14 protein-coding genes are annotated in these 17,349 nt (G+C 34.7%); 13 read left to right on the top strand and 1 reads right to left on the bottom strand.

What is annotated here, in order from left to right; genetic code table 11:
* Nucleotides 1-793 precede the first annotated feature (793 nt).
* The 8 genes from CF599_RS15185 (at nt 794) to CF599_RS15150 (ending at nt 6,545) form a co-directional block, all read left to right on the top strand.
* Complete coding sequence (locus CF599_RS15185) at nt 794-1,540, top strand: electron transfer flavoprotein subunit beta/FixA family protein (RefSeq protein ID WP_121966847.1); 747 nt, start codon at nt 794-796, stop codon at nt 1,538-1,540.
* 36 nt (nt 1,541-1,576) lie between these two features.
* Nucleotides 1,577-2,545 carry an electron transfer flavoprotein subunit alpha/FixB family protein gene (locus CF599_RS15180; RefSeq protein ID WP_121966846.1) on the top strand — a complete coding sequence of 323 codons (969 nt, stop codon included), beginning with the start codon at nt 1,577-1,579 and terminating at the stop codon, nt 2,543-2,545.
* Nucleotides 2,546-2,637: 92 nt separating this feature from the next.
* Nucleotides 2,638-3,270, top strand: coding sequence for a bifunctional nuclease family protein (locus tag CF599_RS15175; protein WP_121966845.1), 633 nt, complete (start codon nt 2,638-2,640; stop codon nt 3,268-3,270).
* A gap of 22 nt (nt 3,271-3,292) precedes the next feature.
* Nucleotides 3,293-4,117, top strand: a complete 825-nt coding sequence (locus CF599_RS15170; protein ID WP_121966844.1) for a thymidylate synthase — start codon at nt 3,293-3,295, stop codon at nt 4,115-4,117.
* Between the two features lie 29 nt (nt 4,118-4,146).
* Nucleotides 4,147-4,563 (top strand): 2TM domain-containing protein, encoded by a 417-nt coding sequence (locus CF599_RS15165; RefSeq protein ID WP_121966843.1) that lies wholly within the window; start codon nt 4,147-4,149, stop codon nt 4,561-4,563.
* 4 nt (nt 4,564-4,567) lie between these two features.
* Nucleotides 4,568-5,053, top strand: coding sequence for a dihydrofolate reductase (locus CF599_RS15160; protein ID WP_121966842.1), 486 nt, complete (start codon nt 4,568-4,570; stop codon nt 5,051-5,053).
* A gap of 11 nt (nt 5,054-5,064) precedes the next feature.
* Entirely contained in the window at nt 5,065-5,931 is an 867-nt protein-coding gene (locus tag CF599_RS15155; RefSeq protein ID WP_121966841.1) for a hypothetical protein, read from the top strand.
* Nucleotides 5,931-6,545 carry a deoxynucleoside kinase gene (locus CF599_RS15150; RefSeq protein ID WP_121966840.1) on the top strand — a complete coding sequence of 205 codons (615 nt, stop codon included), beginning with the start codon at nt 5,931-5,933 and terminating at the stop codon, nt 6,543-6,545. The genes CF599_RS15155 and CF599_RS15150 overlap by 1 nt, the downstream gene beginning before the upstream one ends.
* Before the next feature lie 72 nt (nt 6,546-6,617).
* On the opposite strand, the gene CF599_RS15145 is transcribed toward CF599_RS15150, so the two are convergent.
* Nucleotides 6,618-7,079 (bottom strand): Lrp/AsnC family transcriptional regulator, encoded by a 462-nt coding sequence (locus tag CF599_RS15145; RefSeq protein WP_121966839.1) that lies wholly within the window; start codon nt 7,077-7,079, stop codon nt 6,618-6,620.
* A gap of 162 nt (nt 7,080-7,241) precedes the next feature.
* On the opposite strand from CF599_RS15145, the gene CF599_RS20040 reads away from it, so the two are divergent.
* The 5 genes from CF599_RS20040 to CF599_RS15120 all read left to right on the top strand — a co-directional run bounded on the left by CF599_RS20040 (nt 7,242) and on the right by CF599_RS15120 (nt 17,143).
* Nucleotides 7,242-7,367 (top strand): hypothetical protein, encoded by a 126-nt coding sequence (locus CF599_RS20040; RefSeq protein WP_256383923.1) that lies wholly within the window; start codon nt 7,242-7,244, stop codon nt 7,365-7,367.
* Between the two features lie 284 nt (nt 7,368-7,651).
* A complete protein-coding gene (locus CF599_RS15135; RefSeq protein WP_121966838.1) occupies nt 7,652-10,768 on the top strand; it encodes a TonB-dependent receptor in 3,117 nt (1,038 codons plus the stop codon).
* 12 nt (nt 10,769-10,780) lie between these two features.
* Entirely contained in the window at nt 10,781-12,172 is a 1,392-nt protein-coding gene (locus CF599_RS15130) for a RagB/SusD family nutrient uptake outer membrane protein (RefSeq protein ID WP_121966837.1), read from the top strand.
* Nucleotides 12,173-12,622: 450 nt separating this feature from the next.
* Nucleotides 12,623-15,739 (top strand): TonB-dependent receptor, encoded by a 3,117-nt coding sequence (locus CF599_RS15125; protein ID WP_121966875.1) that lies wholly within the window; start codon nt 12,623-12,625, stop codon nt 15,737-15,739.
* A 15-nt stretch (nt 15,740-15,754) separates the two neighbouring features.
* On the top strand, nt 15,755-17,143 hold the full coding sequence (locus CF599_RS15120) for a RagB/SusD family nutrient uptake outer membrane protein (RefSeq protein WP_121966836.1): 1,389 nt from the start codon (nt 15,755-15,757) through the stop codon (nt 17,141-17,143).
* The last annotated feature ends 206 nt before the right edge of the window (nt 17,144-17,349 follow it).

Below are 17,349 nucleotides of genomic sequence, written 5' to 3'. Positions count from 1 at the left end.
GAATGAGAAGTTTTGAAGTATAAATATAGTACTATTTTAATCTATAATTGAGTGATACGCTAAATGGTCTCTACCTTGAGTGGACGGTGTTATTCTTCTGCTAATATATTAGCTACTCTTTCTAACTTAGATTGTCAATTTTTTTCTTACCTACTTTTCTCCTTTCACACCCTATTTAGGCTAGTAAAGCTGTTCTTTAATTCTCTTTTAAACAGCTTTTTTGCTTCTTGATAAGCTGTTTTAGTAACAAGGTGGGTATGTTTTTTTGTTTTAATATTGAGAATATCTAGTTTTAAATTACAGGTGTTGTGGTTTTATGGTTTTGCTATTTTGATGTAGTGGTAGAGTATTTGCTCTTAAGTCAATTGGGATTAAGGGCTAGTACTATCTTCCTCAACATTACTACAAGATTGCTCTACTAGATAGGCATTTTATTAAAGCAGTCTTGAGGCTGTGTTGTAGCAGTCTTGATGTAATTATTTTGTTCACTAATATTGATAAATGGATGAATAGAACAAATTACTGTTAATTATTTTGTTGTTTATTGGGGAAATTAGTGTTGTATTAGACAGGGTGAAAGTAAACGAATAGATGGGTAAATGAATATAAAAACTTTGGATGTCAATATAATTACTGCTTTTTATCTAGTTAGTTTAGGGATAATAGAGAATGTATTAATTAGAATGCTTTTAAATAACTGTAATAATTTTATATGCAAGCATAGTAAATTATCGAAAATAAATTCTTATTTTCGTTCGGTAAGTAAATGTGAAACACAAAAAACGATATAAAAATGAAAATATTAGTTTGCATCAGTCACGTGCCTGATACTACTTCAAAAATCAACTTCACTAATGGAGATACAGAGTTTGATACTAACGGGGTACAGTTCGTAATCAATCCTAATGATGAATATTCTTTAACTAGAGCAATTTGGTTTAAAGAGAAACAAGGAGCTACAGTAACTGTAGTGAACGTGGGTGGAGCTGATACTGAGGCTACATTGCGTAAGGCATTAGCTATCGGTGCTGATGAGGCAATCCGTGTGAATGCTAATCCATCTGATGGTATGTATGTGGCTAAACAATTAGCTGAAGTAGTTAAGAACGGAGGTTTTGACTTGGTTTTGGCTGGTAAAGAATCTTTAGATTATAATGGTGGAATGGTACCTGGTATGCTAGCTGCATATTTAGGATATGACTTTATTAACTCTTGTGAGGGAATTGAAGTAGATGGTACATCTGTAAAAGCTATTCGTCAGATAGATGGAGGTAAAGAGACTATCTCTGGAAAACTTCCAATGGTAATCGGAGGACAAAAAGGTATCGTAGATGAGAAAGATCTACGTATTCCTAATATGCGTGGTATTATGTCTGCTAGAACTAAAGCGTTAGCTGTAGTGGAGCCAGTAGGAGCAGATGTGACTACTAAAGATGTGAAATTTGAAAAACCAGCTGCTAAATCAGCTTGTAAGATGATTTCTCCTGATAACATAGATGAGTTAATCAACTTGTTACACAACGAGGCAAAAGTTATCTAATTTCATTTATTTGTAAACCTTTAAAAAAGAAGAATTATGTCAGTTTTAATATATGCTGAATCAGCAGAAGGAAAATTAAAAAAAGTAGCTTTAGAATTAGCTGCTTATGCTAAGAAAGTAGCAGAGTCATTAGGTACATCAGTGACTGCAGTAACTGTAAATGCTTCAGATGTTAGCGAATTAGCAAAATACGGAGTAGATAAAGTATTAAAAGTTACGAATGATAAATTAGCTACTTTTAACGCTAAAGCATATGCTGATGTTATCAAACAAGCAGCTCAAAAAGAAGGGTCTAAAGTAATAGTTTTATCATCGTCTACAGATAGTAGCTATGCAGCTCCTTATGTAGCAGTAGCCTTAAATGCAGGATTCGCTACTAACGTAGTGGCTCTTCCAGAAAGTACTTCTCCTTTCGTAGTTAAGAGAAATTCATTCTCTTCTAAAGCATTTTCTCATACAGAATTAACTACTGATGTGAAAGTTATCGCTTTAGCGAAAAACTCTTATGGATTAGTAGAAGTAGCTGGGGCAGGTGCAACAGAAGATTTCGCTCCGTCATTAAATGATGCAGATTTTAGTCTTAAAGTAGAAGGAGTAGAGAAAATCTCAGGTAAAGTAACTATTGCTGATGCGGATATCGTAGTATCAGGAGGACGTGGATTAAAAGGACCAGAGAACTGGGGAATGCTTGAAGACTTAGCAGAAGTGTTAGGTGCAGCATTAGCTTGTTCTAAACCTGTATCTGATTTAGGATGGAGATCTCACGAAGAGCACGTTGGACAAACGGGTAAACCAGTAGCTGCAAACTTATACATCGCTGTAGGTATCTCTGGAGCTATCCAACATATCGCTGGGATTAACTCATCTAAAGTAAAAGTGGTTATTAATACAGATGCTGAGGCACCATTCTTTAAAGTGGCTGACTATGGTATCGTAGGGGATGCTTTCCAAGTAGTTCCTCAGTTAGTAGAGAAGTTAAAAGAGTTTAAAGCGAAGAATGCTTAAGCGTTTTTAAAAGCTTTTAAATATATAAGGCAACTAAGACAAAGAATATTTATATCTTTGTTTTAGTTGCTTTTTTTGTATAAGAAATAATTATGAGTTTAATAAAATTAACGGTAAGCGGGATATCTTATAGTCATACACAGAATGGTGCGTATGCCTTGATATTAGAAGAGGAAGTGGGAGGTAGAAAGTTGCCAATCGTGATAGGAGCATTTGAAGCTCAGTCTATAGCGATAGCGATAGAGGATGATATTAAACCACCTAGACCTTTGACACACGACTTGTTTAAATCTCTTGCAGATAGATATAGTATTATAGTCAAAGAGGTTATTATTAACAGATTATTAGATGGAATATTTTATTCTAGTTTAGTCTGTGTGAGAGATGGAGTAGAAGAAGTTATAGATGCACGTACATCTGATGCGATTGCGTTAGCAATACGTTTTTATGCACCTATCTATACATATAAAGATATCTTAGATAAAGCAGGAATTATACTTAATGCTGAGGTAGAAGAAGAGCACGATGAAGAGCAAGTGGATCAGCAAGACTATTCTGGAGCAGATATTGCGTCTAAAGTAGAGCAATTTTTAGAAGAAGAAGCTAAGGCTAATGATTTCTCTGATCATTCTAAATCAGAATTAGAGAGATTACTTAATGAAGCTTTATTAAATGAAGATTACGAGAAGGCAGCTCTATTAAGAGATGAGTTAAATAAACGATAACAGCTATATATACAACACAACAATGAAACAATATTTAGATTTAGTACAAGAGGTATTAGATAGAGGAACTCAAAAAGGAGATCGCACAGGTACAGGGACTAAGAGCATATTTGGGCATCAGATGCGTTTCGATTTATCAGAAGGTTTTCCTTTAGTAACAACTAAAAAAGTGCATCTTAAATCTATAATCTATGAGTTATTGTGGTTTTTAAATGGAGATACTAATACGAAGTATTTAAGTGAGAACGGCGTACGTATATGGGATGAATGGGCTGATGAGAATGGTGACTTAGGACCTGTATATGGATACCAATGGAGAAACTGGAATGGAGAAGGTATTGATCAAATAAAAGAAGTAATAGATACACTAAAGACTAATCCGAACAGTAGACGTATTATGGTGTCTGCATGGAACCCTAGTGTACTACCAGATACTACTGTCTCATTTAGTGAGAATGTAGCGAATGGAAAAGCAGCATTGCCTCCATGTCACTCGTTCTTTCAGTTTTATGTAGCAGATGGCAAGTTATCTTGTCAACTATATCAGCGCAGTGCTGATGTATTTTTAGGAGTACCTTTTAATATCGCATCTTATGCTTTATTAACGATGATGGTGGCTCAAGTATGTGATCTAGAAGTAGGAGATTTTATTCATACTTTCGGAGATGTACATATTTATAATAACCATATAGAGCAGGTTAACTTACAGTTAAGTAGAGAACCAAAGGCATTGCCTAAAATGGTGTTGAATAAAGAGGTAAAAGATATTTTTAGTTTTAAATACGAGGATTTTGTACTAGAGAACTATGATCCGCATCCAGCGATAAAAGGTCAAGTGTCAGTATAATGAATAGCCTTAACTAATAGATACGATATATGAGAAGAGATGATTCTTATGAAATGTATGACTATGCTCGCAATAGGATAAAACAAAGAAAGATGTTATTCTTTCACTTAGTTGTTTTTGTTCTTGGGAGTATCTTATTATTTTGTTTTAATGGTTTAGTACAGGATAATACTGCTCCGGGTTATATGCAGTGGTGGCCATATGCAGTAGGAGCGTGGGCATTATTCTTGTTCTTGCATGCTGTAAATGTTTTAATCGTTAATCGATTTATGGGTAAACGATGGGAAGAGAAACAGGTAAAACGATTAGTTGAAATGCAAGAGAAACGCATTAAAGAATTGAGAACTAAAGTAGAGAAAGACTTCCCTTTAGTAGATACTAAAAGAGATTTAGAACAAACAACCCCTCCTGTGGTGTCAACTCCAGGAACTGAATTAGAAAAATAGAGATATGCTGACACTAATAGCTGCAGCAGCAGAAAATAACGCATTAGGTAAGGACAATGATTTGCTATGGCATTTGCCAGATGACTTTAAACATTTTAAAGATCTGACATCACATCACTTCATTATTATGGGACGTAAGACTTTCGAGTCATTTCCTAAGCCATTACCTAATCGCACACATATTATTATCACACGTCAGGAAGATTATGATGTTCCTGCATCGTGTATCGTTGTTAATAGTCTAGAGAAGGCATTAGACCTAGTGACTGAGCAGGATGAGAGCTTTATTATTGGTGGAGGTGAGATTTATAATCTTGCTATGCCTTTCGCTGATAAAATAGAGTTGACTCGTGTTCACACAGAGCTAGAGGCTGATACATTCTTCCCTGTTATCGATGAGAATCAATGGAAAGTAGTTAAGGAAGAGTTTCACGATAAAGATGGCAAACATCAGTATCCGTTTACTTTCTTGACGTACATCAAAAGCTAAAAAAGTAAGTTATGAAAAAGATATTTTCTTGTTTAATCGTTGTTGTGATAGGAGCTATGGGGTATGCTCAAGTGACTCCTAAAGCGAAGCCTCAAAACAAAGAATCTGTAACGAAGGAAGAACCTGTTGTAGTTATGGATACTTTGAGATTGAAGTTTCAGAATCACGAGAGTATGGGTAAAGACCAACAATTCTTAGGGAAGGATATCTTTGATAGTACTTATATAAAAGAAGGTGATCTGTTTAAAAAGAATACGAAATATAGTGGAGTGCAGTATAAGAGTAAGGAGTTAGATTCTTTAACTTCGATTGATATTACTAATCCATTAGAACTAATGTTATTCTATAAGGAGAAGAAGTCTATTGTTATCGTTAATAAAGAATTAGCTAAGCGAAGTGTCATAGAGCTTGGAGTGAAGTTTCCTTCTATGGAGGCTAGTTATGCAGGTGTGAGTACTAAACGAAATTACTGGTTAGTGAACGAGAGAACTAGGTCTGTTCATTTATACAACAGTATTACGTATGAATTACATCGTGTGTTTAACTTTCCTGAGGGGGTGACTCCTAAGCAATATATTTCATTACCTCATTTGTTCTTTTTAATAGATAGTGAGAATGTATTGCATATAAATGATTTATCAGGTAAAGAAGTTTTAAAGTATAAAATGGCGTTTACGTATGATTTAATACAAGTATTAGATTTAGATAGATTACTTTATTCTTTTGAAAATAAGTTATACTTAGTTGATTTAAAAGCGAATAAGACTTCTGTTATAGATACGAAAGAAAAAAGCATTTCAGGCTTCTTTTTTGGCAATCAAAAATTGAGTATTTTTGACGGACAGAAATTAAATAATTACTTTATAAAACTACCGTAATGCATATAGCTATTGCTGGAAATATAGGTGCAGGTAAAACTACACTTACGAATTTATTGGCCAAACACTATGGTTGGGAACCTCATTATGAAGATGTAGTAGATAATCCATATTTGGATGATTTCTATCATCAGATGGACAGATGGTCATTTAACTTACAGGTGTACTTCTTAAATAGCCGTTTTCGTCAGGTTTTACAGATTAGACAGAGTGGGAAGACGATTATCCAGGATCGTACGATCTATGAAGATGCTCATATCTTCGCGCCAAACTTACACGCAATGGGCTTAATGTCTAACCGTGACTTTCAGAACTATTCTTCGTTATTTGAATTAATGCAAGAGTTAGTAGGAGCTCCAGATTTATTAATCTACTTAAGAAGCTCTGTGCCTAACTTAGTAGGTCAAATCCAAAAGAGAGGAAGAGATTATGAAAACTCTATCTCTATAGAGTATCTTAATAAGTTGAACGAACGTTATGAAGATTGGATTAAAGGATATGATAAGGGTAAATTACTTATTGTTGATGTTGATAATCTTGATTTTGTTGATAACCCAGAAGATTTAGGAAGTGTGATTAATAAAATTGACGCAGAGATAAACGGTCTTTTTTAGTAGTATATTCTTTTGTGAATAAATATAAAATACCCCTATTGAAGTTATATACTTCGATAGGGGTATTTTAGTTTATAGCGGTACGTTACAAGTTTTCTTAATAGTTTGAATAACGAAAGAACTCTTGATATTAGAGATGATTTCTAGTTTAGATATCTTGTGTACGACGAATTGTTGATAGTCTTGTACATCGTTTACTAATAGCTTTAATAAGAAGTCAAAATCCCCAGCGATATATGATGCTTCTAGTACTTCATCTAAGCTTTTTACATATTCTTCGAATTGTTCAAATAAGCTCTCTTGGTGTCTAATTAAGATTACTTGGCAGTAGACGATAAGCTTTTTCCCAAGTAAATCTGGATTAAGTTGAGCAGAATATCCCTGTATTACTCCTGTAGATTCTAACTTCTTGATCCTTTCGTGTACGGGAGTTAGAGAGAGGTTTACCTTCTCTGCTAGCTGTTTTGTTGACTGTTTACCGTCTAATTGAAGTTCGATTAGTAGTCTTCTATCTATTTCATCTATATGTTGCATAGTTAATTTTTCTGTTTAAGAGAATATTGAATAGGCAAAAGTATGCGTTTTTTCTATAGTTAATAGATATAGTAGATATTTTTTCCTTAATTAAAGGTGTATGCTAGTTAATTTTTTTATGTATCTATATTTGCAGTGTTATATCAGATAAAAAAATAAGTAATGAAGATTAAACAAAAAATAGTAAACCTTTTTTCTAATCAAAGCGACGTATGTGTTCTTGCTGAATCTTTCTCTATGTGTATGGAGAAGATGTGTATGTCTATAGGTGAGGGAAAGCTTTATTAATTTTTTGTTTTTAAAAATGGAAAAAGGAGGCTTTGGTAGAGCCTCCTTTTTTTATATCGTTTTTTAACCCAGAATCAGTGATAGGCATATAAACGAAAAGTAATTATACAAGATAGTTCTGAATTAGTGATTAAGCATACTATAGTATGGTTTTAGAACTAATGAAAGAACTATGAAGTAGAATCCCTTTGTAGTATTTGGCTAACACTGATTCCGGGTGTAAGCAGCAAAAAAACGATATTCACTTGTGTGTGCTGCTAAAAATAATAAAATTTTTAGTAATAATGAAAAGAATTAAACTTCGGCTACTTATAAGTAGCTTGCTATTGCTGTGTAATATAGCCTTAGCTCAACAAACAACTGTGACAGGTACTGTAAGTGAAGAGAATAATCTATCACTACCAGGTGTATCAGTTATCATTAAAAACTCAACAAAAGGTGTGCAGACTGACCTAGAAGGGAAGTACACGATCGAGGTAAAGGAAGGTGATATTCTTCACTTCGAATATGTTGGTTTTAAATCACAATCTATTAAAGTAGGTAAACAGCGTACCGTTAATGTGACTTTATCAGAAGATATCGTAAGCTTAGACGATATTGTTATCGTGGCATACGGTGCCCAAAAGCAGAAAGCTGTAGTAGGTGCGATTAGTCAGATTAAGAGTGACGCTCTAGATAAGCAGGTGACTACGTCTGTAGTATCTGCTCTTCAAGGGACTGTGGCAGGTGTGAATATTATTAATTCGAGTTCACAGCCAGGTGATAGCCCTACTATCCGAGTGCGTGGTATAGGATCTATTAATGCGTCAGCAGATCCATTAATCATCTTAGACGGAGCACCTTATTCAGGAGATATTAATGCGATAAGCTCAGATCAGATTGAGGCGATTAATGTGTTGAAAGATGCATCATCGACAGCCTTATATGGATCAAGAGGAGCTAATGGTGTTATCTTGATTAAGACCAAAATGGGTAAGCGCAATAGCGTTCCTGATGTGAATATAAAGCTGAGTTCAGGAGTAGCATTTGATGCAGTGAAGACACATAAGGTACTTGACACTCGTGGATATACAGAATATTTATGGGAAGGTAGAAAGAACAATTATCAGTATGTCTTAGGTCAAGATGAGGTAACAGCACGTAAGAATGCCTCTGATGGATTAGTGAGTTACTTTGGTTATAATCCATTTGGCACTAATCAACCTGTAGATTATAACGGGCAGTGGGCAGTTAATAATCCACTACTTTGGGAGACAGATTGGAAGAAAGAGTTGCAACGCAATCAAGCTTTCCGAAATGAGTATAGCTTTAATATAGGTGGAGGGGGTGACCGCACTACTTATTTCTTATCTGCGAATTATCTAAACCAAGATGGGATGATTAAGAGTTCTAACTTTGAGCGTACGACAGTTCGTTTAAATATAGAAAGTCAAGTAACAGACTGGCTACAACTAGGGGCTAATACAGCATATTCTAGTTCTAATCAGAATTATCCAACACAGAGTGGGACTAACTTATATAGCCCAATGAGTTGGATATATTCTATGCCGAGTGTATATCCTGTTTATAAAAGAGATTTAAATGGGCAAGTAGTTTATGACGCTCAAGGAGGTGCTATTTACGATTATGGTAATGCTTCTAGCAAGGATGTAAATAGTGTACGACCTATTATGAGTGGAGAGAATGCTGCGGGTATATTAGAGAATAACAGTACAGTAAACAGAAGAGCGACTACAAGTTGGAATGGTTTTGCGAAAGTAGATTTAGCTGAAGGGCTTTACTTTAGAACGAACTTGTCTTATGAGAAGTATGACTTCGATGTGAAAGAGTATAATAACTCTGTATATGGTCAAGCTTCTAGTGTAAAGGGGCGTGTGAGTAGAACCAAAGATACCTCTGAGACATTAAACTTCATTAATACGCTTCACTATGATAAAGTATTTGGAGATCATCATATCGCAGCAGACGGAATATTTGAAGCATATAGTTTTAAGAAGGATTTGTTTAGCGCTTCATCTACAGGGTATTTGCCAGGTAATGAAGAGATCGGCAGTGGTACTTCATTAGAGAAGATTACAGGATATAGTGTAGAAGATAGATTGACGAGTTACTTAGGAAGATTGAGTTATGATTATCAGAACAAGTATTTTGTAGAGGGATCATTCAGAAGAGATGCCAGTACGCGTTTCGATAAATCAGTGCGTAAAGGAAACTTTTATTCTGTAGGAGGTTCTTGGATTGTGTCTTCAGAAAGCTTCTTAGCAGATAGCCAATATATTGATTTATTAAAACTAAGAGTTTCTTATGGAGAGCTTGGAAATAATAAGATAAAGGATCAATACTTCCCTTACTTGAGATTATTTGAAACAGGATATAATCAATTGGACAAACCAGGTGTAATACTAGGTGGCTTGACTGATCCATATTTGACTTGGGAGAAGACAGCGTCGTTTAACGTTGGTTTAGACTTTAGCTTGTTTAACAATAGAATAGAAGGATCTGTAGATTATTATAAGAAACGTTCTATTGACTTGTTATTTGCTATTCCACAAGCACCGTCTACAGGTAATTTAGAGATATTATCTAACGCAGGAACGATAGAGAATTATGGACTAGAGGTTAGTTTGACATCGCATAATATTAGAACAGGAGATTGGAAATGGGATACTTCATTAAACTTCTCTATTGACAGAAATAATATCAAATCACTGACACAAGATAGTTTTATCAGTGGATTGAATAGATGGGAAAAAGGGCATTCACTATATGATTTTTACTTGAGAGAATGGGCAGGAGTTGATCCTAATGATGGATATGGTATGTGGTATAAGGACGTATTAGATGATAATAAAAATGTAATCGGTAAAGAAACTACGAAAGAGTATGATGATGCGACTCGTTATTACAGTAAGTCAGCACTGCCAAAGTTAGTAGGAGGATTTAATACAAGTCTATCGTATAAGAACTTTGATTTTAGTGTATTCTTTAATTTTAGTTTAGGTGGATATATCTATGATAATGATTACTCAGGATTAATGAACGGAATGTCTACAGGATACCAGAGTTCTCCTGATTTAGCTAATCGTTGGCAAAAACCAGGTGATATAACGAATATCCCTGTTCTTCTTAACTCAACTAATAATTTTGCAGCTACATCTACGCGATTCTTATATAAGAATGATTACCTAAGATTAAAAGCATTGACACTAGGATATACTCTTCCTATTGAGAAGTTAGGAAAGTTTAAACTGAAACAAGCTAGAGTATATCTTCAGGGAGAGAACTTATTAACGTTTCAATCTCATAAAGGTATTGATCCAGAACAAGCGATCAACGGTGTGACTAATTATCGTGTACCCTTATCTGCGACAGTGTCTGTAGGGTTAAATATTAATTTCTAAAAGCGTATTCAAGTGATAAAGACAATTATAAAAAGTATTGCATTAGTGCTATTAGTTGGTACAGTTGCAAGTTGTTCATCTGATTTCTTAGATGATCCAAAACCAAAAGACAGTATCTCACCAGAGATTGTATTCGGAAGTAAGGAGGGGGCTAATTCATTTCTATCAGGTATACTTCGTTTACAGAGGATGTCATTGATTAATGATGAAGCATCAGGATTGCATAGCATCTTGTTTGCTAGAAGTGTAAAAGGGGCAGATTTAATTCAAAAACAAATATGGTTTGGTGCGGATTATGATTATTTGGTTTATCTAAGTACAGGTACACGCTCTAAGTTTTCGTGGAGATTACCCTATAAGATTATAGATCAAGTTAATAATTTTATCGTAGGAGTAGAGGAAAGTACTAAGATTGAGAAGGCAGATAAAGAGGAGTTACTTGGTCAGGCATTAGCATTGAGAGGGTATTACTATTTTCAGTTGGCGATAGAGTTTGGGGATGCGTATGCTTCTAATCAGAATATTCCATTTCCTCCTATTTACACAAAACCTACTTCTACACCAAATAAGTTCTCTACTAAAGAAGAATTCTTCAATAGAATAGTAACGGACTTAGAAGAGGCTTCTTCTCTATTAGGAGATAAGCGAGCGAATAAGTCTTATATAAATAAATCAGTAGCACAAGCTTTTTTAGCTCAGGTATATCAGTATATGGGTAAATGGGACTTGGCTAGAAAGAATGCAAATGAAGCCTATGGAGGAAATATACTTAAAGTACTAAATGCTGAAGATTATACTAAGGGATTTGACTCGATGGGGGCGACTGAGTGGTTATGGGCATTACCTCAGAGTGCAGATCAGACAGTTTATTATCGCTCACATCCACACGCGATGATGGATCACGTCGCAGTGGCATATCACGGGACGTTTATTAATGATGACTTCGTGAAGCACTTTAGTAAAACAGATGTGCGTAATCTGTTTAGCAACTTCTATGAGAAACCAAATGGCGATTGGCAACAGTATGTGACTTCTAAGTTTAAGTTCACATTTGAGGCAGACTTACCTGTGATTAGATATCCTGAACTTGTATTAATAGAGGCGGAGTCAGCATATCACTTAGGTAATGAAGCTAAGGCAAAAGAATTAGTAGATGCTATTCGCCTAAATAGAGATAGTCAAGCTAAAGTAACAGTAGTAGGGGGCTCAGCGTTATTAGAAACTATCTTATTAGAGAGAAGAAAAGAATTATATGGAGAGTGTGGAGTAGAGTGGTTCGATGCTAAGAGATTACTTAGAGGAATTACACGAACTGGTAATCACCGTACCCTTATATCACTACCTGCACAAGATAAGCGCTTCCAGTTAGTCTTACCACAAGAAGAACTAGATGCGAGAAAGTAAAGTACTTAACCATTTATAAGTATTAGTTGTTGTTTTTTAGTTAGCAAAGAGAGGCTGTCAGTAATGATGGCCTCTTTTCGTTAGGTTACTTTCTAAGTCAATCATAAGGTTGATATATCAGAAATCAGGTCACGTAATACTGTACTTAGGTAATAAGCTATTTGTTAATTGACCTCGTGTGAAAGTCCTTTGTACACTCTATTTGTGTTTTTTTAGCTATTGTTTATTTCTTAATTGTGTAATATTATTATTTTATTTTACAACCATTAGGTTAATTTATGATTTTTTTAGTTAATTTTAAATAAATTGCACTTGTTTTGATATGTGTGTTATGTAAACATAAAGAAACTGTAAATTAAAGGGGGAAGCATACTAATTATTGTATCGTTTGTTTAAGTTGATAAGACGATACAGGTTTATATGCTGATTAAAATAATAAATTTAGGTGAAATGAAAAGTATTAAACTTCGGCTACTTATAAGTAGCTTGCTATTGCTGTGTAATATTGCTTTAGCTCAGCAAGTGACAGTGAAAGGAGTGGTAAATGAAGAAAACAATTTGTCATTACCAGGCGTTTCTGTAACTGTTAAAAACTCTACTAAAGGTGTACAAACTGATCTAGATGGAAAGTTCACTATAGATGTGAAAGAGGGTGATGTTTTACAGTTTGAATATGTGGGTTTTAAACCACAGTCTATTAAGATTGATAAACAGCATATCGTTAATGTGACTTTAGTAGAAGATATTGTTAATCTAGAAGATATCGTCATTGTAGCTTATGGTGCTCAAAAACAAAAAGCCGTTGTCGGGGCAATTAGTCAGATTAAGAGTGATGCATTAGAACAACAAGTAGCTACTTCAGTAGTATCAGCTCTTCAGGGGACTGTAGCAGGAGTAAATATCGTTACTTCTAGTTCACAACCAGGTGAAAGCCCTACTATCCGTATACGCGGTATAGGATCTATTAATGCGTCAGCAGATCCACTAATTATCTTAGATGGCTCGCCATTTACAGGTGATATTAACTCGATTAGTTCAGATCAAATAGAAGCTATTAGTGTGCTGAAGGATGCTTCTTCTACAGCCTTATATGGTTCAAGAGGAGCTAATGGAGTTATCTTGATTAAGACAAAAATGGGGAAACGAAATAGTGCTCCTAATGTGAATATAAAGTTGAGTTCAGGTATTGCTTTTGATGCTGTGAAGACACATAAAGTGTTAGATACTCGTGGGTATACTGAATATTTATGGGAAGGTAGAAAGAATAACGGACTGTATGTCTTAGGTCAAGATGAGGTTACAGCACGTAAGAATGCCTCAGATGGCCTAGTTGGGACTTTGGGGTATAACCCTTATGGCACCAATCAACCTATAGATTATAATGGTAAATGGGCAGTGAATAACCCACTACTTTGGGAAACAGATTGGAAAAAGGAGATACAACGCAATCAAGCTTTCCGCAATGAATACAATTTTAATATCAGTGGAGGTGGTGATCGAACTACTTACTTCTTGTCTGCGAATTATCTAAATCAAGATGGAATGGTTAAGAGTTCTAATTTTGAGCGTACCTCAGTGCGTTTAAATTTAGAGAGTCAAATAACTGATTGGTTGCAAGTAGGTGTTAATACTGCCTATACAGGTTCAAATCAAAGCTATCCTGTACAGAGTGGGGGAACTTTTTATAGCCCTATGAATTGGATATATAGTATGCCAAGTGTTTATCCTATGTATAAGAGAGATGCAAATGGACAAGTAACTTATGATGCTGAGGGAAGTGCTATATATGATTATGGTAATACTCCAAGTAAGGATATTAATAATGTAAGACCTATTATGAGTGGAGAGAATGCAGTAGGTCTATTATACAATAATAGTACAATGCATAAAAGAGCTACTGTTAGTTGGAATGGTTTTGCAAAGGTAGATTTAGCAGAGGGGTTATACTTTAAAACTAATCTTTCTTATGAGAAGTTTGATTTTGATTCTAAGACTTATAGCAACTCTAAATATGGGCAAGCATCTAATGTGAAAGGACGTGTTAGTAAAAACAAGGATACTTCAGAAACTTTAAACTTTACGAATAGCTTACATTATGATAAAGTTTTCGGAGAACACCACATTAAAGCAGATGGAATTTTCGAAGCCTATAGTTATAAAAAAGACCTTTTCTATGCAGCGACTACAGGGTTCTTGCCAGGAAGTGAATCAATAGGAGGAGGAACTACTCTAGAGGGGGTTGGAGGATTTCCATTAGATGATAGATTGACAAGTTATTTAGGGAGATTAAGCTATGATTATCACAATAAGTATTTTGTAGAAGGATCATTTAGGAGAGATGCAAGTACACGCTTTGATAAATCAGTTAGAAAAGGGAACTTTTATTCTATAGGAGGATCGTGGATAGTATCTTCTGAAAACTTCTTAACAGATAGCCAATATATTGACTTATTAAAACTAAGAGTTTCTTATGGGGAGTTAGGAAATAATAAGACACTTAATAATTTCTTCCCTTACTTACGCACATTTATAACAGGATATAATCAGTTAGATAATACCGGAGTTATTTTGGGAATGTTAAGTGATCCGTATCTAACGTGGGAGAAGACATCGTCATTTAACGTTGGTTTAGATTTTAGTTTGTTTAATAATAGAATTGAAGGGTCAGTTGACTATTATAAAAAACAATCTATTGATTTATTGTTTGCTGTACCGCAAGCTCCATCTACGGGTAATTTAGAGATATTATCTAATGCAGGAACAATAGAGAATTACGGGCTAGAGGTTAGCTTAACGTCACATAATATTAGAACAGGAGATTGGAAATGGGATACCTCACTAAACTTCTCAATAGATAAAAATAATATTAAATCACTGACACAAGATAGCTTTATCAGTGATCTTAACAGATGGGAAAAAGGACATTCACTTTATGATTTTTATTTAAAAGATTGGGCAGGAGTAGATCCTAATGATGGATATGGAATGTGGTATATGGACGTTGTTGATGCTAATGGAGCTGTTATAGGAAGAGAGACAACGAAAGAATATGATAAGGCAACACGTTATTACAGTAAATCGGCTTTGCCAAAGCTAGTAGGAGGATTTAATACAAGTTTATCGTATAAAAACTTTGATTTTAGTGCATTCTTTAATTTTAGTATTGGAGGATATATTTATGATAGTGACTATGCAAGTTTAATGGGTGGGATATCTAGAGGACATCAGAGTTCACCTGATTTAGTTAATCGTTGGCAAAAACCAGGAGATATCACGGATATTCCGATCATTCTAAATTCATCGAATAATTTTTCAGAGACTTCAACAAGGTTTTTATATAAGAATGATTACTTGAGATTAAAAGCATTGACATTAGGATATACATTGCCGATCGAAAAGTTAGGGAAGCTAAAACTTAAACAGGCTAGAGTATATCTTCAAGGAGAGAACTTATTAACGTTCCAGTCTCATAAAGGAATTGATCCAGAACAGGCTATTAATGGTATGACAAATTATCGTACACCTTTATCAGCAACAGTATCTGTAGGGTTAAATATTAATTTCTAAAAGCGTATTTAAGAGATGAAAAATATTATAAAAGTAATTACCCTAGTACTACTAGTTGGTATAGTAGCAAGTTGTTCTTCTAATTTCTTAGATGATCCGAAGCCTAAAGATAAAATATCTCCAGAGATTGTATTCGGGAGTAAAGAAGGAGCATACTCTTTTCTATCAGGAATATTGCGATTACAGCGATCATCTATGATTGAACCTGATGCATCAGGTATGCACAGTCTTCTATTTGCGAGAAGTGTAAAGGGGAGCGATTTAATACAAAAACAAATAGGGTTTGGTAACGATTATGACTACCAAGGATATTTTAGTACAAGTGCTCGTTCTGTTTTTACTTGGAGATTTCTGTATAAAATGATTTACCAAGTGAATAATCTGATAGAAGGAGTAGAAGAAAGTACAAAGATTAGCAAAGAAGATAAAGCAGATTTAATAGGACAAGCTTTAGCACTTAGAGGATATTACTATTTTCAGTTGGCAATAGAGTTTGGGGATGCATATGCTTCTAATCAAAATATAGCATTTCCTCCTATTTATACGAAACCAATTACCACTCCTAATCCGTTCTCTACTAAAGCAGATTTTTTTAATAGAATAGTAACTGATCTAGAAGAAGCATCCTCTTTATTAGGAGAGCAGAGAATAAATAAGTCGTATGTCAATAAATCAGTTGCACAAGCTTTCTTAGCTCAGGTATATCAGTATATGGGCAAGTGGGACTTAGCGGTGAAGAATGCAAATGAAGCTTATGGAGGCAATGTACTTAAAGTATTAAAACCAGAAGATTATACTAAAGGTTTTGATTCAATGAATGCGACTGAGTGGTTATGGGCATTACCACAGAGTGCTGATCAGACACTCTATTATAGTTCATATCCCCATTCGATGATGGATCACACAAGACTATCTTATCAAGGGACTTTTATTAATGATAGCTTTGTGAAGCAATTTAGTGAAACAGATGTACGTAATCAGTTTAATAACTTCTATGAGAAACCTGTAGGAGATTGGCAACAGTACGTAACCTTTAAGTTTAAGTTCACTTTTGATACAGATATACCTGTGATAAGATATCCAGAACTTGTGTTGATAGAGGCGGAGTCAGCATACCATTTAGGCAACGAAACTAAAGCACGCGAACTAGTCGATGCTATTCGTTTAAACAGAGATGTACAAGCTAAAGCAAGTACAGTAGGTGGTTCAATATTATTAGAAACTATCTTATTAGAAAGAAGGAAAGAACTATACGGAGAGTGTGGTGTAGAGTGGTTTGATGCTAAGAGATTACTTAGAGGAATTACACGAACAGGTAATCACCGTACACCTATATCACTACCTGCGCAAGATAAACGCTTCCAGTTAGTCTTACCACAAGAAGAACTAGACGCAAGAAAGTAAAAAGAGTATTATTTTATTGTAATAACTGATAGAGAAGGCTAAGTTGTAATCCGCAACTTAGCCTTTTTTTATGTGTTGATTTCTCAATGACCCGTCCTGAAAAAACTGTACAGTTTTAAATACCCATAAGAAATGGAAAAGTCAATAGAAAAAAAAGTAAAACAGCGCTATCATCAGGAATTCATTAAAAAGGTAGTGAAGGAAGT

Origin of the sequence: Myroides sp. N17-2, from assembly GCF_002286775.1 — a bacterium.
Taxonomy (GTDB): Bacteria; Bacteroidota; Bacteroidia; order Flavobacteriales; family Flavobacteriaceae; genus Flavobacterium.
This window is presented reverse-complemented; position numbering and strand designations above follow the sequence as displayed.